Consider the following 19607-nt stretch of genomic DNA (forward strand, 5'->3'; position numbering starts at 1 on the left):
ATGTTTACCGCTAAATCGAACGACGAGCTGAAGTCACTGCTTGCCCCCATTCGAAAGCAACTTGGCTTGCGTTTATGGATACAGCAGCTAACGGTCTATGGTTTGTGGGGAATGGGGGCGAGTTTGGCGCTCCTCCTCCTTGCCCGCATCTGGCCGATTCCGTTTTACCAATGGATCGCGGTTGCGCTGCCAGTACTTGTTGTCATCACGGGTCTGGTGCGTGCGTTTTGGATGCGTCCTACCTGGGTCCAATGTGCACTAGTGGCAGATGGCAATGGTTTGGCTCAGCGAGTCGTCACGGCATGGGAGAATCAAGAGAATCAGTCGATGGTAGCGGGTATGCAGAGGGAAGACGCCCTGCATCATCTGCGAAAAAATTTGCCGCATATCGTTGAGAGCGTCCGCATCTGGTCGCTGGTCCAAAGAAAGGTATATGTCACAAGCAGCTTGCTATTGGTGTGCCTGGTGCTGTTTCTTTGGCCGAATCCTCAAGACGTGCGACTGGCTCAGATGGCAGAGGAAAAGAAAGCAATCGCGCAGGTCGAGGAAGAAGTAGAGGCAATCAAGCAAGACGTGAAAAAGAATACAGGCTTAACCGACGCGCAGAAAAAGCAGCTGGAGGAAATGCTGGAGCAGGCAAAAAAGGCTCTGGCGAAAGCAGACGACCCGGCAGAACGTCAAAATGCATTACGCGCTGCGGAAAAACAATTGGAGAAGGTCAGAGATGCAGAGCAGCACAAAGAAAAAGCGCTGCAAGCACTCCAGCGCAGCTTGGGTAATCAAGAAGGGACAAAGGCTGTGGCTGGCGCGATGGGAGCGAAAGATCGACAAGCGATGACCGAGGCCCTTGCACAAATGGCAAAAGCCATGGAAAGCATGCCGCAAAAAGAGCGGGAAGAGATCGCCCGCGAAGTCGCAAGTGCAGCAGAGCAATTGAAAAAAGAGGCAGAGTCTGTCGACTCGAAGGAGCTGGAGGATATCGCCAAACAACTGGCGGAGGCAGCCCAGCAAACAGCCCAAGGACAAGTGCCTCAAGCGATGACTGCGCTTGAGAACAGCTTGATGCAAGCGATGACAGGCATCCAACAATCTCAGCAAGCCATGCTCGCAGCTATACATGCCGCTGCTTCGCTCAATCAGTCGCAAATGACGCTTGCCAGTGTAGGGGCACAAGCAGGAAATGCTGGAGCGAGTGGAGCTGTGACAGGAACAGCAGCAACAGGACAGGCGACTCCAGCATCAGGGTCACCGGGGAATCAGCCAACTGCGGCAACACCGGGAACAGGTACCACCCCAAATCAAGGGGCGAACCCGGCAAACCAGCCTGGAAATGGAAATAATGGCTCGGGGCAAGGGAATGGCAACGGCAACGGCAACGGTAATGGCAACGGCAACGGCAACGGAAATGGCTCTGGCGGCCAAGGAAGCGGTCAAGGTGGCGGGGCTGGGTTGGGAAAAGGCAAACACGAGCTCGTTACCGTCCCGGCAAATCGCATAGGTGGAGAAAACGGACCTGTTGATACAGTCGGAGGCCCACTCGGGTCAGGACCTTCCCAGTCGCAGCAAAGTGGAAACACACAAGTCTCCTCAGGTGGCACGCTACCTTACGAGGAAGTGTACGGCCAGTATGAGCAATTTGCCCGTGAGAGTATGGAAAAGGGCAGTATTCCCGGCGATTATCAAGAGATCGTGAAGGATTATTTCAGCAAAATAGAGCCTTAGATCATTCAACAACAGGAAGGAGACACGGCGATGGCGCAGCAAACGCTAGAGGATTGCTTGCAGCGAGTAGAGCTTGTCAGGCAGGAAATCGGAAAGGTATTGGTAGGACAAAAAGAGGTGGTCGAGCAACTTCTGTGGGCCGTATTTGCAGGTGGACATGCGCTTTTGGAAGGTGTACCCGGATTGGGAAAAACGCTGCTTGTTCGGACACTGTCCCAAGCCTTCGAGCTGTCATTTCAGCGGATTCAGTTCACACCGGACCTGATGCCAACAGACATTACCGGAACGAACATCCTGTTGGTTGACGAGAAGGGACAGCAGTCCTTCCAATTCCAACATGGGCCAATCTTCGCTCATGTCGTTCTGGCTGACGAAATCAACCGGGCTACACCAAAGACGCAAAGCGCCCTGTTGGAGGCCATGCAGGAGCGAACCGTTTCAGCCGGGGGAGTGACTCGTCCGCTGCCAGAGCCGTTCTTCGTTCTCGCGACACAGAACCCGCTGGAGCAGGAAGGGACATACCCGTTACCAGAAGCGCAAATGGACCGCTTTTTATTGAAGATCGACGTGCCGTATCCGACGGAAGAAGAACTGAAAATGATCGTGCGGCAAACGACCACAAGTCAGGTGATCACCGTGGAAAAAGTGGCTTCTGCCGAGCAAATTGCTGAGATTCAGCAGGCAGCGCGTGAAGTGCTGGTAGCTGATGCGGTACTGGATTACGCCGTGAAGCTGCTTTTAGCGACGCATCCGGGGGAACAGGCAATTGCTTCGGTGAACAAATATGTGCGCAACGGCGCAGGTCCGCGTGGCGTGCAGGCGATTGTCTCCTTGGCAAAGGTACGTGCGTTATTGGCTGGCCGATACAATCTGGCGTACGAGGACGTGACAGCAGTTGCTCTGCCAGCGTTGCGCCACCGCATGTTCCTCAATTTTGAAGGAGAGGCGAACGGCATCCGGCCTGACCGCGTCATCATGGATATTTTGGACGAACTGGGGACGCAGAAGGTATGAATCAAAACCTGCTTGATCCGTCATGGCTCGCCAGACTGGAGCGGATGCAGATGGCTAGCCGCAAAGCGGTCAGCGGCAGCCAGGCAGGAAAGCGAAGGGCGAGACAGCTGGGCAGCTCCATGGAGTTCGCAGACTTTCGGGCGTATGTTCCCGGAGATGATTTGCGGCAGCTCGATTGGAATGCGTATGCCCGCTCAGGCAAGCTGTTTTTGAAAAAGTACTTGGATGAAACAGAGCTGCATGTGAACTTGTATATCGATTGCAGTCGTTCGATGAGCTACGGACAACCGAACAAAATGGCCCGAGCTGTCGAAATTGCCGCGGCTCTTGGCTATTTGTCCCTGTGCCACCTCGATCATGTGTCGGTCTATGCATTTGACAGCCGTATTACGGCAGCACTTACCGGGCTGCAAGGAAAGAGCCAGGCACATCGCTTGCTCAGCTTCTTATCTTCCCTGCAAGAAGGGGGAACAGGTGATATTCAGACGGCAATGCGCCAGCCAGGAGCTGTTAGCGGCAAAGCAGGCACATCCATCGTGCTGTCGGACTTTTTGTTCGAGTCAGGCTATACGGAAGGCATCGCGTATTTGCAGGCGGCCAGACAAGAGGTCACGCTGGTTCAGGTGCTTTCCAAAGAAGAGCTTGCACCCGAGTATGCGGGAGAGCTGCGATTGATCGATTCAGAGACCGGGCAAGCAAAAGAAGTATCCCTGACCAGCCCTTTGATGGAAGAGTACCACAAGAGCTTGCGAGATTATCAACAAGAACTGTCCGCGTTTGCTTATGGAAGAGGGATCGCCTTCGTGTCTGTAAAGGCGGAACAATCGCTGGAATCGATTGTCTTCCATGTCTTTCGTCAGGCCGGCATGATTCGCTAGAGAGGAGAGAGACAACATGCAGTGGATGGGTTTGGGCAACTTGTGGTTTGCGCTGATTATCCCGGCCATCATCGTCCTCTACCTGCTCAAGCGAAAAGTAGAGGATCGCATCATACCAAGTACACTTCTGTGGCAGCGCACGATGCAAAACTGGGAAGCGGTGAAACCGTGGGAAAGGCTGCGGCGCAACCTGTTGCTGCTGCTGCAACTGCTTGCTGCCTGCTTGCTCGTGCTGGCTTTGATACGACCGTCCGTGCCCACTGAGGGAATCACATCCGACCATACGATTTTGGTCGTGGATACATCCGGGAGCATGATGGCGAAGGAAGGGAACGAGACGCGGCTGGAACGAGCCATTTCACAGGCAAAAGCACTCGTAGAGAAGCTGGGAAGCAGCCAGACGATGACCCTCATCGAGGCAGGGCGTGAACCGAATGTTTTGGTTTCCAAGAGTGCAGATAAAGAGCCGCTCATGCAAGCCATCGAAAAGCTCGCGCCTTTTTCCGGGACATCCGATCAAATCGCAGCCTTGTCATTGGCAGGAGCCATTGCAGAGAATGAACCAGGCAGTGGAGTGGTTTGGATGGGGGACGGAAGCGGGGAACGCAAGCTGGATGGAGGCCCGGTTCCTACCTTTTCCGGGAGCTTTCAGTTCATGCAGATGGGGAGCACCCGCGAGAATACTGCAATCGGTGTTTTTGTGACCCAGCCTACAGAAAAAGGGGTAGAGGGACTGCTGCGGGTGGACAATCATGGCAGTATGCCTGCGAAAGGAAAAGTCACTGTTTTTGATGAGCAAGACAAGCTGCTAGATACCGATTCTTTTGCGGTTGGGGCAGGCAACTCCCAGACATTTTCGTTTCAGAAGCTGGCGATGTCTCGTGTCTATCGTGCAGTCATCGAACCGGAGCAGGACGGACTTTCCCAAGATAATGTCATGTGGAGCGTGCCATTCGCTACAGGGAAAGGAAAAGCAGCGTTGTACTCACCAGAGGGGAACCGTTTCCTCCATCAAGTATTGCAGACAGTCGGAAGTCTTGAGGTGGAAACGATTCAGCAGGCACCGGATGCTGCCGCGGCTGCGCGTGATCTGTGGGTTTTTGACGGAGTCGTGCCAGACCAGTTGCCAAAAGGAAACATTTTGTTGATTGCTCCGAACAAGAAAACAGAGTGGTTGCCGCTTGCTGGAGAAAAAGAACTGGATCAACAGCCAAGGCCAGTTTCTCCGGATGACCCGCTGCTCAAGCACGTAGATTGGCGGGATGTACACGTCGCCAAAGGATACGTATTGGACGAAATGCCTGGTATGAAGCCATTGGTACGCGCAGGCGATGTCGATCTGGTCAGAGCGGGGATTATAGACGGTCGACGAATGGTCATCATCGGATTTGATTTGCATGCATCGGACTTTCCGCTGCGTCCTGCCTTTCCGATTTTCATGCAAAATGTCGTCAACTGGCTGTCACCTGGTCAAACAGCCCCAATCCCCACGGCACATCCGGGAGAGGTCTTGACGATCCCACTCTCACCGGGAGCGACAACACGTACCTTGACGTATCCGAATGGACATCAGCAGTCTCTTACGGAGGACGCCACGTCGAAAACGATGCAGTTGCCGGAGCTGACCGGATTGTATCGTCTTGACGAAGGGATAGATACCGGGACCAAAAGTACGTATTTTACAGTCCAAATGAATGAGGAAGAATCGAATATTACACCGAAGTCTGTGAGCGTTGCTCGGAAGAATACCGATGAACAAAAGGAGAGTGAGGAAGCAACAGCGACTGACACAACAGGAGCACTGGGAACGAAGGAGTTGACCTATTGGTTGGCGGCGTTTGCTCTCTTGGTGTTATTGGTGGAATGGAGGGTGTATCAGCGTGGGTATTAACTTTATACAGCCGCTATTCCTGTTGCTATTGCTTCCCGTTGCGTACGTCATCATCAGTTGGTGGCGACATCAACAGCAAATGCCAATCGGCAGAAAGGCGACAATTGCAACCATTCGCTCGCTCTTGTTCCTCCTTCTGGTTTTGGCGTTGGCAGGGACACAGCTGCTGACCCCTGTTCAGGCGAAAACGATTGTGTTTGTTGTAGATCGATCCGCTTCCATGAAGGACGATCCGCGGGTTCTCTCCTTTTTGCGCGAAGCGATCGGGCAAAAGCAAGCAGCGGATAAGTATGCTGTCATTGCCGTAGGTGCAGAGGCAGCGGTCGATCAACCGTTGACAATCCGCCAAGAGGTACAGCCCTTGGGCGTGGATGTCAACCGGAATGCAACCAATTTGGCAGAAGGAATCCGATTGGCGTCTGCCATGATCCCTACCAATGCCAGAGGAAAAGTCGTCTTGCTGACAGATGGTCTGGAAACAAACGGAGATGCGGCACGGCAGACGAGACTGGCGAGGGAGCGAGGAATCGCTGTAGAGGCTGTTTCCTTGCAGCAGCCACGCGGAGATGAGGTCGTTCTTACATCTGTACAGGTACCGCAAAGACTGTATGCGGGAGAGGAATACGGCATCACCGTAGATGTGGAGAGTACGATAGCAACCGAGGCAATCCTACGCCTGTATGAAGGCAATCGCGAGGCGGGCCAGCAAACAGTACAGATCGGCAAGGGCAACAACCGCTTCGTTTTTTCGCAAAAAGCGATGCAGCAGGGCTTCCATCGCTATCGTGTGGAAATCGAGCCGCGACAAGATACCGTAGCGGCGAACAATCAGGCTACAGCCTATACACAGGTAGCCGGGGCACCAGTCGTACTCGTAGCCGAAGGGCATCCAGGTGCCGCCAGCAACCTCATTCAGGCGCTGGAAGCGGGCAATATCAAGGTGGAGCTGCGCGATCTCGCACTGCTGCCAAAGGAGCTTGAGGGCTACAAGCAATTTGCCTCCATTATACTGGCAGATGTGCCCGCCACCAGCATGACTGATGCGGATATGGAACGTATGCGGACCGCTGTACGTGATTTGGGCACTGGCTTGATCATGACAGGCGGTAAAGATAGCTTCGGTATGGGTGGCTGGTTCCAGACACCAATTGAAGAGGCATTACCTGTTCACATGGATTTAAAAGGGAAGGAACAGCTCCCTACGCTCGGACTTCAGTTGGTCATCGACAAGTCGGGTAGTATGAGCTCCCATGCCAGAGGGGCGGATAAGATGGCACTGGCTAGGGAAGCTGCGATTCGAGCGACAACCATGATGAATGCACAAGACTACATCGGGGTGATCGCATTTGACGATACACCATGGGATGTCGTAGCTCCGCAGTCTGTCACGAAGCTGGATGAAATCCAACAGCAGATCAGCAGAATCCAAGCGGATGGCGGGACTGATATTTTCCCTGCCTTACAACTGGGCTACGAACGTGTAAAGGCGATGAACACCCAGCGCAAGCATGTTATTTTGCTCACAGATGGGCAGTCTGCAATCGGCGATGATTACGAGGGCCTCCTACAACAAATGACGGCTGAAAATATTACCGTTTCAACTGTGGCGCTGGGGGATGATTCGGATAGATCGCTGCTGGAGATGATTGCCGAGTTAGGAAAAGGCAGATATTACTTTGCCAACGATGCCGAATCTATCCCGAAAATCTTCAGTAAAGAAACAGCGTTAGCCAGTCGCACGTTTATTGTGGAGAAGCCCCAAGTACCAGGCTATACAGGAGTGGGAGCATGGCCTACGCTGAAGCAGACATTGCCTCCGGTGCGTGCGTATATCGCAACGACTCCGAAGCAAACAGCCGAATCATCCTTGATGAGTGCTGACGATGATCCGATTCTCACCCGTTGGCAGTACGGTCTGGGGCGTTCTGTCGCCTGGACGAGTGATCTGGAAGGGAAGTGGTCACCGGACTGGGTGGCTTGGGGAGGAAACAGCCGTCTGTGGAACGAAATCGTGGCATGGACTTTCCCGCAAATTACAGAAGGCACTTGGAAGACGACCACGAGCGTGAACGGTGCAAAAGGCAATGTGAGGGTTACGATGCCAGCTAGTGGAAGCATGCCTCAAGAGATGGAGGCAGTTGTTCTCAATCAAGAGATGAAGCGAGAGGTCATCAAGCTAAAGCCGGTTGCGCCAGGAGTCATGGAGGGTGCATTCGAGACGGCTGATCCGGGCACTTACATGATTCAGATCTCACAAAAAAATCAAGGCCGAGTCATGGCGAGCCAAACGACAGGATTGACCGTTTCTTATTCGCCGGAATACGGAATACATGCCGATGGAGAGAAAGAACTTCAAGAGTGGCTAAGTGCCGGTGGAGGGAATCAGATTACCAAACCGGACGAGGCTTTTGGCGGCACGCTTCCTGATAAATGGGACACACAGTCAATCAGTGAGTGGTTGCTGATGTTGGCGGCTTTGCTGCTGCCAATCGATATCGCTGTTCGCCGCTTGCAGTTGCCGGATCAATGGTGGGCAAGGCTATCTAGTCTGTGGAGACTGCGCAAATCCACGTCTGCCGATTCTGAACAACAGGCAGTATTGTCTCGCCTCGGCGAGAAGCGCTCTGCAACAAGACGGACACGCGAAGAGCGGATAGATGACCAGAAAGTCGTGTCTGCTCCCCTAATTCATTCGGTAGGGGCGGCTGGAAATCGGGTGAAGCCAGCAACAGACAAGAACGAGCAGGCAAAAAAGAAACAGGAGAAGCAAACACAGACGCAGCCTGACGAAACGTTAAACAGACTATTGGCGGCCAAGAACCGGAAAAAGTCTCAGTAACAGATAAAAGAAAACAGCAGCCTGGCGAAAATCGCTACGGACTGCTGTTTTCTTTTTGAAGATGCTCTTCATACACGAGTGGGATTGCTATACCAAAAGCAGTTTCACCTTTCGTTAGGCTCTCTTCCATTGATGCACCAGGATTATTCGCACGGAAAGCTACTTCATAGGTTTCACCTGGCGCTACCTGGAGAGTGTCCGTCCACCATGGACTTCCTGTAACCTTTTTGCCGTCCCGACTCAGGATGAGCATGTGATGACCGTGCAGATACAACGATTGATCCTGGAAGCTGCGGTTGACGAAGGTCAGCTTTATGAGATCACCCTCTTCCATCATCATCCGTGTCTCAGGAAGCAAGTCGCCATTTACGGTCGACAAACGCTCGAATTGACCATCATAAAATCCGTACTGACCATCAATGAGCAGTTGATATTCCCGATCAAATTGGGAAGAGAGATCAAAAGGAAGCGCAATCGGACTGCCGTAACGTGCAGGGTCAAAGACAGAAAGCTCTGCATCTAAGAAGGGCACAGCATCTTCGTACCCGTCTGGACTTAAGAGCAGCCCTTTGTCATGCTGGTTTGCAGCGGGAGCAAATAGCACGGGACGATTCGGCATCGTAAACTGAATGTCGTATCGACCCCCTGCCCCCGGCTGCAAGGCTTGATTGGCAATCAAATTCGGTTCGTTTACCTCGGTTCCGTCAATCTCTACTACCTGAAATGGAGTTCCTTGCAGCAAATAGGTGACAGGAGCATTTTCGGCGTTTATAAAGCGAAGGCGGACCGTTGTGCCAGGAGGAACTGTTTCGATTTTTCGTGTATGTGAGCCGTTTAACGTCGCGCCTGCCTTTTCGTCCTTGTGATGAATCATGGCGATGTCGCGAATAGGTGCGCCTGTAGCCGTAGCCTCGGCTGGCTCGATCACAAAGGCGCCGAACAGCCCATTCACTATTTGCTCAGGAATTTGCTGATGAGAATGATACCAATACGTTCCTGTTTGTTCCGCGCGAAAACGATAAACAGATGTTTCTCCTATTGCAATGCGATCATAGCTAGCGGGAGTCTGCATGCCATGCCAGTGGATGTCTATCCCTTCGGAAATATCCTTGTTCAGAAGGATGATTTCGACGAGCTCACCTTGCTTCATGCGCAGCTCAGGTCCGGGATATTGTCCATTCAGGGTCCATGCTTCTACGGTTTTGCCTGATGCTTGAGGAATGGTTGTTTTCTGTGCGTTCAGCGAAAACACCCGATCAGGGGTCTCTTGTTTTGGTTCTGTTGGTCCATCAACATTTTTAAGTTTCCCTGTGGAAGGCATCGAATGGGCACTTGCCTTTACAGGGAAAACGAAATCGGGGAGAGCGTGATCGTCCTGATTCTGCCCTCCCATAGGTGAATGCTCGGGAAGGCGACTCGCTACCATCGCTTGATTTCCCCATATCGTCGCGAGTAAAGCAGTCGTCAGGAGAAACGCGGCAAAACGGATAAAGCGGTGCAGGCGGCGTGGTTTTACCCAATTTTCCACAGTGGAGTGGTATTGATGCTTCCACGATTGTCGAATCCAGAGCAGGGAGACCCCGGCTAATAATACGCCCCAAGCGAGAAATAAAATGGATGGTTCCAGCGTAACAGCCGGAAAAAATACTTGAAGGAAGAGTGCAATCAGACAGCCAAAGAGGCTAGCTTGCAGCGGAACGAGCAATTCGGGGCAAGATGCGTCTCCTCGCCACTCCGCATCTAATGCGTCGCCTAGATCCGGCGAGTTTGCTTTTGCAGACCTAACATTTTTCTCTTGTAACAAAATGTGGGTATAATCCGTATCTACTTGTGACTGCCTTGACTCTCTGCCGCCTTTCCCGGTCAGCTCCCACAATCGTGGAAAAGTAGAGAGAAGGCAAAAGAGCAATGGAACAAAAATAAAAGGTAAAAAGCCAAGCAACGCATCCTTTATGTAAAGCCAACCAAAGGATTCAAACAAAACCCACGTCATCACCAAATGCCCTGCTAATACAAAAAGGGCCGACCACGAAAAACACAAAGTGATGCGAGCGCTGTTTATGAAAGCCCGTTTCGTCGGACGGAAAACGAGCTGGTTTGCCATGATTGTCGGGACCAGCATGACGATGAGAAGGACCAGAAACAATCCTTGATGAATCCCGGCAAGCACTTCAAAATCAGCCATGATCAGTTCCTCCTGTTTACTAGTTCGATACTAATGATATAGAGAAACGGCTGAGTACCAAACGTACCGAGGCAGTATTTTCACTCCGTCTTAAGTCGGAGAAGTGCACTTGATCTATAAACAGGATATACATTACAATTTTGGTATTCCTTTTCGGCCTATCAGAATATTGGGAAGGGGGCTTTTTCTCATGTCCTTTGATTTTGTACAAACGTAACAACGCTCTCGAGCTCCTCCTGCTTCGTCTGGTTTGGACGTGAACAGACTGGTATAAACGAGAGGAGAAGCAAATATGGAAAATAAGGATTGGATCAAAAGCTTTCAAGAGGAAGTAGAGGCACCATTCGCTGGATGGGATTTTGCCAGATTGACTGCGACAGGCAGGATGCAGGATGCACCACTTCGCTGGAACTACGTAAATATCGTGAAAAAGAACATGCTTGGGATTCGCTCTATGTTGGAAATGGGAACAGGTGGTGGAGAACTGTTTTCTAGGCTTGCGCCGTTCCCTTTGGAGACGTATGCGACAGAAGGCTACGAGCCGAATGTAGCGGTGGCAAAAGCAAATTTGGAGCCCTTGGGTGTTCGTGTATTTCCGGTAGATGGGGAAGAAATATTGCCTTTTGAGGATCAGTCACTCGACTTGATTATCAATCGACATGAAGCTTATTTGCCATCTGAAATGAAGCGACTGTTGAAGCCAGGTGGCACATTTGTTACCCAGCAAGTGGGCGGGCAAGACAATCTCGACCTGAATCGATTGCTGGGCGCTCCGATTCCGCCAGATTACTTGCACTGGGATCTGGCCTATGCAGTGAATGAACTGGAGGAAGCCGGCCTTACGATTGTGGAGCAAAGAGAGGAAATGAGCTTTTCCCGTTTCTACGACATAGGTGCCATTGTTTACTACTTGAAGGCTATCGAATGGCAGATTCGCGACTTTACCGTAGAAAAGTACGCCGATGCCTTGCTTGATCTGCACCAGAAAATCGAAGCGGTTGGTTATATCGATATACCTACCCATCGATTTCTCATGATTGCCCAACAAAAGTCCTAATTAAACCACTACCGATTGTCGATAAAACTGGTAGGGAGTGTTTAGGAAAAGCACCCTTTTTGGGTGCTTTTTTTATCGAGTAACACCGTGTGAGAGCAGCACTGCTGATCCTTTTACGAAAAGGCAAAACCTCCCGCAACAATGCGTCCGCTCCCAGGTGGGGGGCCGCAGTACACATATCGTAACCGGCGAAGGAGAAGTGAAACAGGATGAGTAAGAGCTTGGCAACACGAGTCGTTGCTCTTGTAGCGGTGATCATTGCCGTCATGATGGCAATCAATATTATCATGATTTACGAAAACAGCGTAACTACTGTAGAAAAGACACTCTCGCGCTCAAGCATTAACACAGCATTGCATATCTCCCAAGGGCTTGACTCAGAGAAGATAGCGAAATTTATATCTCAGCCACAAGAAACAGACGACTATTGGACTATCCGAAATGCGTTGTTTGAGTACGCCGAAAAAACAGGTGCCCTTTATGTTTATATTCTTCATACAGACGGTGAAAAGGTAAAAATTATGGTGGATGGAATGGCGAAAGGAGCAGAGGGAGCAGCTACAATCGGTCAAGAGACGTCCTCAACCGGCATGGCTGATATTGCTCCTGTTCTGGCAGGCGGATCGAACAGTACGCCAATCGTCAAAGACCCTGTGTACGGGGATTACCTAAGTGCATTCGCACCGATTGAAGATCCATCTGGTCAAGTGATTGCGGTGCTTGGTGTGGATACTGCGGCAGATAAAGTTGAACTGATTAATGAACAGGTTCTGGATGAAACCATGCCACGCATCATTATCGCTATGATTGTCGTAACGATTATTGCTTTGGTTGCTGTATTCTTCTTGATCAAGAAGATGCTGCGTCCACTGCAAGTTGTACAAGAGGCGTCTATGCGCATTGCTTCTGGTGATCTCACGTCTACAGGGATTTCTGTTTCCAACAAAAAAGACGAGATTGGCCGAATTGTCGTTGCTTTTGGTGAGATGACGACACAACTGCGTCAAATTATTGGCGGAGTAAAAGAGACAACCGAGCATATTGACAGCATGGCGAATTCTATTCGGGAAGGTGCCAACTCTGTCCGCGAGCAAAACAAAAATATCGTGGTCACCAGCCAAGAGATTGCGCAGGGGAATGAGCAGACAGCAACTGCGATGGAGATGACGGTGCAAACGGTTCAAGAATTCTTGAGCGAGCTGGCTGAATTGAATACGGCGATTGACGAGATGGATGCAGTATCCAATCAGGTGTCCGCTATCGGAGAGAGCAGCTACAAAGTATTGCAAGAGTTTTTGGCAGATGGAACAGAGACGAACAAACAATTTCATGAAGTGCAAAATACAATGGCGATTCTCGAAGAAAAATCGAGCCGAATTAACGACGTGATTGAAACGATTCAGCAAATCGCCGGACAGACCAACCTGTTGGCGTTGAATGCAGCCATCGAGAGTGCACGTGCTGGCGAAGCGGGCAGAGGCTTCGCTGTGGTAGCGGGAGAAGTTCGCAAGCTGGCCGAACAGACAGGTGCGGCAACCCACGTCATTCAGGAGAGCATCAAAGACATTCAAGATCAGGTAAGACAAGCCACGGAAAAGACAAATGCGACGCTGGATCGCTACAACGCGGGGACAGAACGTTTGGATTCCGTTACACAAGGCATTACGGCTCTGTCTGACATGACACATACTTTGAAGACGTCGCTTGCGAATGTCATGGCAAGCGTAGAGACGATGAAGCAAGGTCAGAACAAGGTGAATGAATCCGTGTTGACGGTTACTGCCATCTCGGAACAAACAGCAGCGGCTACCGAAGAAGTATCTGCTACGATGCATGAGGTCAGTGGAAACGTTGATCAGTTCGTGTCTGAAACGGAGCAGGTGACAGACAGCATTCAGGAGCTGCGCAGCAAAGTGGATACGTTCCGATTGTAGATAAATTACTTTATCGATAAATAAAAAACAGCTCTTCTACTGGCAGGTTGTTGCCGGGAAGAGCTGTTTTTTTGTGGCTGTAGTGGGGGAAGAAGCGCACCGCTGAGGGATGGTGGCCGCTCCGGGCTGAATGGCGGGAGCCGCTTCAAAAGTAGCAGTTTCGATGAGGAGTTTGCAGAGTTGAAGCTAAAAGCACTCCCTCCATTCAGCCCTCCGCTTTGTCGGGCTCCAGAGGCGCTTGGACTGGAAATGCGCTTCTTCCAAGCAACTTTTGATATTAACTACAATAACCCAATCAGCACAAGCACTGCACCGTGCAAACCCAACAGAACCATACGCAGCCAGCTAAAAGCCTGTCTCATCTGACCATCCCGAATCGGAAAGATTGCATATCCGTTGCGCTTTTTCTGGTGGCGCCAGAGGCTGCCGATCTGGCTGGCAGTCATGAAGAGAAAGAGCAGGCCAGCGATGATTTTTGCAAAGGGGCCGGGCAATATGAGAACGACGAAGCCTGACAGCAGGATGAGTCTGAAATAAATGCCCGCGAAGTCACCAGAGCGAATAAATTTTTTAGTAAACAAATGACGCCCTGCTTTTGTTTGACGGTAAGGCAGCAGCAGCTTCGTCAGGGCAATGAGCCACGAGCGTGACTTCACCTGGTGCTGCATGGCAGGGACATCCCTGAAGTTGTTCGCGAACTGATAAAAGCGGTGACGCAAGCCGCTTTCGATGGCAAGCAGGCGATACCATTGTATGGAATGTTTTTTCTTATAGGTCAACATTCGCGAATGGAGCCAGATCAAGAGCGCAGCGCAGATCAGAGCACCGAATGGGAGAATACCCACGACCAAGAATTGTCCTTCACTCAATACCCAAGCGAGGAGGATATACGAAAAGACAAAACGAGCGAGCGTATAGAATCCGATCATCTTCTGATCGGGCAAACGTAAGAACGTCCAACTGCTGTAAATGTTCCAGCCCTTCAAGAGCAGGGGAATGCACCAATAGACCCAAAGCTGCACGCCTTGTGCACCTGCGACCTCTGTATACATAGGCATGAGCAGGAGCAGGACGATAAACACTACTGTGCTCTGAATGGCAAAATTGTACACGAGCGCCTTCCGGAAATAGCGATCCAATCTTATTTCGTGCGGAGTCAAAAAAAGCAAATCCGCTTCCAGCAAAAACGTGCGCAAGGGGCTTCTCACAACGACAATAGCAATCACGAGAGCCATGGCATACGGCAAAGGGAACCAGGGTGGGATCATCGCGATGATGCTGCGGTAGTAAAAGGCGAGCAACCCCATCAAAAAAATCGCGACGAACATCAGGCCGCCATTGGCCATGTACTGGGCATAGCGAATGAATTCTACTGAAAAGGCATGGAACCGTTTGCGAAATAATTGATCTACGTCTATTTTCACTGGCCGTCATCCTCTACGATATGCAAGTATATGTCGTCCAAGGAGCGATCTGGGAGCCCTGTCATATGCCGAAGCTCCTCTAGCGTTCCTTGGGCTCTAATCTCGCCTTTGTGCAAAATGATGAATCGGTCACAATGCTTCTCGGCGGTGGCCAAAATATGTGTGGACATCAGAATGCCTGCCCCTTGCTCCTTGCAACGGTTCAACCACGTAAGCAGAGAACGAATCCCCAGAGGGTCCAGACCCAGGATCGGTTCATCCACGATGTACAGAGGCGGTTGTACGAGCAACGCCATCATGATCATGAGCTTTTGTCTCATGCCTTTGGAAAACTGCTGCGGAAATCGGTCTTTCATTTCTTCCATGCGGAATTCTTTTAAGAGAGGACGTGCTCGTTCATAAAAAACTTCCTGGTCCAGCCCATGGCTCATCGCCATTAACTCGATATGCTCCCAAAGCGTAAGCTCTTCGTAATAAATGGGAGACTCAGGGATATACCCATAAGACAAACGATAGTTTTCGGGGTCTGATTGAAAGGTCTTCCCTGCAATGCTGATTTCACCTGCGATTGGTTCCAGGAGTCCTAAAATATGCTTGATTGTCGTACTTTTACCTGCGCCATTCAGCCCGATTAACGCCACAATTTCTTTTTCGCGTATGTGAAAGGAGACGTCTTTGATTACAGCGTGGTTGAAAGAGTACCCACCCGTTACTCCTTTTACCTCCAACAAGGTTGTCATGGTATCCTCCTTTATGAAGAAACGGTCGTGTCCCCGTTTATTTGAGAGAAATGCTAGATAGTCTTCCATCTATTTTAGCTGAATTCAGGATTTGGAAATACATTTGTTTGCCGCCTTTTTTTACACGAGACTGAACAAAGAGGGATAACCGTACAAGCAATGCTCCTCTCCGCTACATAAACAGTAGTATAAAGGACGGACGGGGGAGGTGGAACATATGACAGCAGGACCATATGAAAATCAGAAAAATATAGATCAGCATATACAACGTATCTATTTGAAATTAGACAAATTCGAAGAACGAATCGATCAGCTTGAGGGACAAATGATAGTAGTTACGAAGTGGTTGGAACGAATTGAACATCAATTGGGACGCATGGAGGATGTGCGTTATGATGTACTGCAAGTTTTGAACAAGCTGCAGACTGAATTAGAAACGAAAGCAGAGAAGACGGAAAAAGACAAAGATATAATCCTGCAATTACTGGCTAACGAAAATCGGGACAAGGAAGCACTCGCTCAGTTTATGGAAGTAGAAAAAGACAGGAAACAAGAACGCTTTTTACAGGTTTGGGCAGTTTTAGGTCCTGTCATCGCCTCCGTTCTCTCCTCTTTTTTTACCCGATTTTTTATGTAGCGCATAATATGTTTAGAATGTGGAAAAGTTGTGTAATACGCTTTCCATTTTTCTACCATAACTTCTTTCTATACTTGGAGGGCAGATTAGAGAAAGAGAGGATATCCAAGTGAAGAAGTTTGATATTTCCATGCTTTCGGTTGCCATATTATTAACGGGGTTAGCTGTATTAGGGTTTTATCAATCATGGGCAAAAGGCAATGACCCTGTATTGGTAACGGCCGGCGATACCTCCATTACACAAAATCAGCTTTACGGTGAAATGAAGAAAATGTACGGAAAACCAATGATACATGAACTTGTTGCGGAAGCGTTAATCAAGCAGGAAGCCAAGGCGCAAAACGTCGCGGTGACGCAAGAAGATATGGATAAAGAGATTGATTCGATGAAACAACAGGTAGGTTCACCTGAGGCATTCCAAAACTACTTGAAGAGTATGGGAATGACCGAGGCCCAACTGCGGGATAAGTTGAGCGTGCTCATGACACGGGATAAGTTGTTGGATAAAGCATTCCCGGTTACCGATGAGCAAATCAAAACCTACTACGATACAAATAAAGAACAGCTGGGGTCACCGGCACCTGAGTTTGATAAAGTGAAAGATCAGATCAAGATGATGCTGACTGACCAAAATCGCAGTCAGAACTACGGTACCTGGTTAAATACGCTTCAGCAAAAACATAAAGTGGAATGGCACGACCCTTCCTTCGACGATGCACCAGTGCCAGGTGATGCACAAACACCTGCACCATAGTGTGGAACATATACGAAAAGACCTTGTCCTCTTCAACGAGTGCGAGGTCTTTTTCTGTGGAAAGGGACATGAACGTTTTGTTTAGTAATGGGAGCAATCGGAGAAACTGTGTTCATAATTGCCGATGTGAGGAGCAATCCGAATGGCTCAGATTGGTTGCAGCTTAGACGAAAACGTTCACTATATAAAAGAATCGCTCGGATACAGCAATGACATTGTGATTCGAGAGGTAGTCCTAAATAGCCTAGAACCCGTCCGGGCAGCTGTCTTGTATGCGGATGGCATGGTCGATTCGTACCTGGTACAAGCCGTATTAATCGATAGCCTTTTATACAAAATGCGCTTGAAGGAATGGGAAGGGATACGCAAGGACGAGTTCGTTCCCTTTTTAAAAGAATCCATCCTGACCGTAGGAGATATGGGAGATTTATTCGATTTTCCCACATTGTTTACAGCCTTGCTGTCTGGCTGTGTCATCATTCTCGTGGATGGCAGCTCACAAGGAATTCATATAGGTTTGCAGGAGTGGAGGGATAGAGGAGTCACCGAACCGTCATCGCAAACAGTCATTCGCGGTCCGCGGGAGAGCTTTACAGAGACACTTCGCACGAATATTACGTTGCTGCGGAGACGGATTACCAGTGAAAAGCTATGGATTGAAATCAACAGAATCGGCGAGGAAACCAAGACAGAAGTCGCAATTGTGTATATGAAAGGGATTGTAGAAGAGGGTGTTGTAGAAGAAGTACGCAATAGACTGGATCGAATCAGCATCGATGGCATCATGGAAAGCGGAATGATTGAGGAGCTGATCCAGGACGAAGCCTACACACCTTTCCCCACCATCTCTAACTCGGAGCGCCCGGATGTCGTGGCCGCGAATCTATTGGAGGGACGCGTAGCAATTCTTGTAGATGGGACTCCCTTTGTTTTAACCGTGCCCTCTCTCTTTGTGGAGTTTTTCCATTCTGCGGAAGACTACTATCAGCGTTTTGATTTTAGTACGTTGATTCGCATGCTGCGATTCGCCTGTTTTTTAATAGCATTGCTTGCTCCATCCCTCTATATCGCCATTACGACCTTTCACCAAGAGATGCTCCCGACACAGCTACTGATCAGCTTGGCGGCACAGCGAGAAGGAGTGCCCTTTCCAGCCTTTATTGAGGCGATCATGATGGAAGTGGCTTTTGAGATATTACGAGAGGCTGGAATCCGCATGCCGCGTGCAGTAGGTCAAGCCATTTCCATCGTGGGAACACTGGTCATCGGTCAAGCAGCGGTGGAAGCGGGGATTGTTTCTGCCGCGATGGTCATTGTGGTCTCGATCACTGCCATATCTAGCTTTATTTTCCCAGCGAGCAACATGTCGATTACCGTAAGGATTCTTCGTTTTCCTCTGATGGTTCTGGCTGCTTCTTTTGGCATATACGGAATCATTGTAGGGATGCTTGGCTTAGTGCTGCACTTATGCAGTTTACGCTCGTTTGGCGTACCGTATATGGAATCGTTTGCTCCGTTTTCCTTGAAAGAGCAAAGGGACACGATCTTTCGCTTGCCTCGCTGGGCCTTGGACAAACGTCCTGAATCGATTACCAAAAACAATTTGCGCCGCCAATCTAAAGGGATAAAGCCATTACCGCCCCAGAAGTAAGCGGCTTTTCACAGCATGTAAAGGAGTGGGCACCAGTGAAAGGGATAAAAGTTCTTCTCTGCATCGCGCTCGTGATTATCCTGCCTGGTTGTTGGGATCGAAAAGAACTGAACGATTTGGCGATTGCTGTCGGGATCGGCATTGATAAAGTGCAGGGAGGCTATCAAGTTTCGGTTCAAGTAGTAGACCCTGCGGAGGTAGCGGCCAACAAGGGGAAGCCAGGACGTTCGCCTGTTACTCTCTTTACCATGAACGCTCCGACGATTTTTGAGGCTGTGAGGAAAATGACCACGATCTCTCCCCGGAAAATTTATATGGCGCACACGCGGATGCTCATATTTGGCGAGGAGGTTGCGAGAGAAGGGATCGCTCCTGTCGTCGATTTTGTCTCGCGTGACCACGAGTTTCGAACTGACTTTTATGTCGCTATCGCAAGAGGAACGACGGCACGCAATATTCTGAGAGTGATCACACCGCTTGAGCAAATTCCTTCGACAGAAATGTTTGCTTCTTTGGAGACATCCTCAAAAGTATGGGCGCCTACCGCAGCGGTTACGATGGATCAATTGATTACCGACTTTACCAGCAAAGGGAAGCAAGCTGTCTTGACAGGCGTGCGACTAACCGGACCTGCAAGGGAAGGGGACCAACGAAAAAATGTCGAGCAAATAGATACGCCCGTGCTTCTTCAATATACGACATTGGCTACTTTTCGGGGAGACAAGATGTTCAACTGGCTGAGTGAAGCGGACAGCAAAGCGTATAGTTACATTACAGGCAAAGTAAAAAGCACGGTCGGAAGCTTGCCTTGCAAGGGGGGAGGACTCTTGACGATGGAAGTCATGCACGCCGACGCCAAAATCGAGGCAACCATGAAAAAT

14 protein-coding genes are annotated in these 19607 nt (G+C 50.0%); 11 read left to right on the forward strand and 3 right to left on the reverse strand.

Going from position 1 to position 19607, the window contains the following annotated elements:
• The 5 genes from HP568_RS26910 to HP568_RS26930 are packed head-to-tail and all read left to right on the forward strand — an operon-like array spanning window position 1 to window position 8344.
• Entirely contained in the window at window positions 1–1722 is a 1722-nt protein-coding gene (locus HP568_RS26910; RefSeq protein ID WP_173630707.1) for a hypothetical protein, read from the forward strand.
• A gap of 30 nt (window positions 1723–1752) precedes the next feature.
• Window positions 1753–2736: an AAA family ATPase gene (locus tag HP568_RS26915; RefSeq protein WP_048034742.1), complete on the forward strand. Its 984-nt coding sequence runs from the start codon at window positions 1753–1755 to the stop codon at window positions 2734–2736.
• A complete protein-coding gene (locus HP568_RS26920) occupies window positions 2733–3614 on the forward strand; it encodes a DUF58 domain-containing protein (protein ID WP_173630708.1) in 882 nt (293 codons plus the stop codon). The genes HP568_RS26915 and HP568_RS26920 overlap by 4 nt, the downstream gene beginning before the upstream one ends.
• Before the next feature lie 16 nt (window positions 3615–3630).
• The gene (locus HP568_RS26925; RefSeq protein WP_173630709.1) at window positions 3631–5505 is read left to right on the forward strand and encodes a vWA domain-containing protein; all 1875 of its coding nucleotides are present in this window, start codon (window positions 3631–3633) and stop codon (window positions 5503–5505) included.
• Entirely contained in the window at window positions 5495–8344 is a 2850-nt protein-coding gene (locus HP568_RS26930) for a VWA domain-containing protein (protein WP_173630710.1), read from the forward strand. The genes HP568_RS26925 and HP568_RS26930 overlap by 11 nt, the downstream gene beginning before the upstream one ends.
• Before the next feature lie 34 nt (window positions 8345–8378).
• On the opposite strand, the gene HP568_RS26935 is transcribed toward HP568_RS26930, so the two are convergent.
• On the reverse strand, window positions 8379–10529 hold the full coding sequence (locus HP568_RS26935; protein ID WP_173630711.1) for a multicopper oxidase family protein: 2151 nt from the start codon (window positions 10527–10529) through the stop codon (window positions 8379–8381).
• 292 nt (window positions 10530–10821) lie between these two features.
• On the opposite strand from HP568_RS26935, the gene HP568_RS26940 reads away from it, so the two are divergent.
• Together HP568_RS26940 and HP568_RS26945 are read left to right on the forward strand one after the other, a co-directional pair.
• Complete coding sequence (locus HP568_RS26940) at window positions 10822–11586, forward strand: class I SAM-dependent methyltransferase (protein WP_048034737.1); 765 nt, start codon at window positions 10822–10824, stop codon at window positions 11584–11586.
• Window positions 11587–11795: 209 nt separating this feature from the next.
• The gene (locus tag HP568_RS26945; RefSeq protein ID WP_173630712.1) at window positions 11796–13520 is read left to right on the forward strand and encodes a methyl-accepting chemotaxis protein; all 1725 of its coding nucleotides are present in this window, start codon (window positions 11796–11798) and stop codon (window positions 13518–13520) included.
• Window positions 13521–13801: 281 nt separating this feature from the next.
• Here the strand turns inward: HP568_RS26945 and HP568_RS26950 are convergent, their stop codons facing one another.
• Window positions 13802–14944 (reverse strand): ABC transporter permease, encoded by a 1143-nt coding sequence (locus tag HP568_RS26950; RefSeq protein WP_173630713.1) that lies wholly within the window; start codon window positions 14942–14944, stop codon window positions 13802–13804.
• Window positions 14941–15684 carry an ABC transporter ATP-binding protein gene (locus HP568_RS26955; RefSeq protein ID WP_173630714.1) on the reverse strand — a complete coding sequence of 248 codons (744 nt, stop codon included), beginning with the start codon at window positions 15682–15684 and terminating at the stop codon, window positions 14941–14943. Before HP568_RS26955 ends, HP568_RS26950 begins: the two co-directional genes overlap by 4 nt.
• 217 nt (window positions 15685–15901) lie before the next feature.
• On the opposite strand from HP568_RS26955, the gene HP568_RS26960 reads away from it, so the two are divergent.
• The 4 genes from HP568_RS26960 to HP568_RS26975 form a co-directional block, all read left to right on the forward strand.
• Window positions 15902–16321, forward strand: a complete 420-nt coding sequence (locus HP568_RS26960; RefSeq protein ID WP_048034733.1) for a hypothetical protein — start codon at window positions 15902–15904, stop codon at window positions 16319–16321.
• Between the two features lie 109 nt (window positions 16322–16430).
• Window positions 16431–17075 (forward strand): SurA N-terminal domain-containing protein, encoded by a 645-nt coding sequence (locus HP568_RS26965; RefSeq protein ID WP_048034732.1) that lies wholly within the window; start codon window positions 16431–16433, stop codon window positions 17073–17075.
• A gap of 142 nt (window positions 17076–17217) precedes the next feature.
• On the forward strand, window positions 17218–18726 hold the full coding sequence (locus tag HP568_RS26970) for a spore germination protein (RefSeq protein WP_173630715.1): 1509 nt from the start codon (window positions 17218–17220) through the stop codon (window positions 18724–18726).
• Between the two features lie 35 nt (window positions 18727–18761).
• Window positions 18762–19607 (forward strand): Ger(x)C family spore germination protein (locus tag HP568_RS26975; RefSeq protein WP_173630716.1); only part of this gene is annotated, 846 nt, incomplete at its 3' end.

Origin of the sequence: Brevibacillus sp. MS2.2 (assembly GCF_013284345.1) — a bacterium.
GTDB classification, from domain to species: domain Bacteria; phylum Bacillota; class Bacilli; order Brevibacillales; family Brevibacillaceae; genus Brevibacillus; species Brevibacillus brevis_C.

Bases quoted from the DNA above. Each gene is read 5' to 3' on its own strand.
- HP568_RS26910 (WP_173630707.1), top strand. From the start codon at position 1: ATGTTTACCGCTAAATCGAACGACGAGCTGAAGTCACTGCTTGCCCCC.
- HP568_RS26915 (WP_048034742.1), top strand. From the start codon at position 1,753: ATGGCGCAGCAAACGCTAGAGGATTGCTTGCAGCGAGTAGAGCTTGTC.
- HP568_RS26920 (WP_173630708.1), top strand. From the start codon at position 2,733: ATGAATCAAAACCTGCTTGATCCGTCATGGCTCGCCAGACTGGAGCGG.
- HP568_RS26925 (WP_173630709.1), top strand. From the start codon at position 3,631: ATGCAGTGGATGGGTTTGGGCAACTTGTGGTTTGCGCTGATTATCCCG.
- HP568_RS26935 (WP_173630711.1), bottom strand. From the start codon at position 10,529: ATGGCTGATTTTGAAGTGCTTGCCGGGATTCATCAAGGATTGTTTCTG.
- HP568_RS26940 (WP_048034737.1), top strand. From the start codon at position 10,822: ATGGAAAATAAGGATTGGATCAAAAGCTTTCAAGAGGAAGTAGAGGCA.
- HP568_RS26945 (WP_173630712.1), top strand. From the start codon at position 11,796: ATGAGTAAGAGCTTGGCAACACGAGTCGTTGCTCTTGTAGCGGTGATC.
- HP568_RS26955 (WP_173630714.1), bottom strand. From the start codon at position 15,684: ATGACAACCTTGTTGGAGGTAAAAGGAGTAACGGGTGGGTACTCTTTC.
- HP568_RS26960 (WP_048034733.1), top strand. From the start codon at position 15,902: ATGACAGCAGGACCATATGAAAATCAGAAAAATATAGATCAGCATATA.
- HP568_RS26970 (WP_173630715.1), top strand. From the start codon at position 17,218: ATGGCTCAGATTGGTTGCAGCTTAGACGAAAACGTTCACTATATAAAA.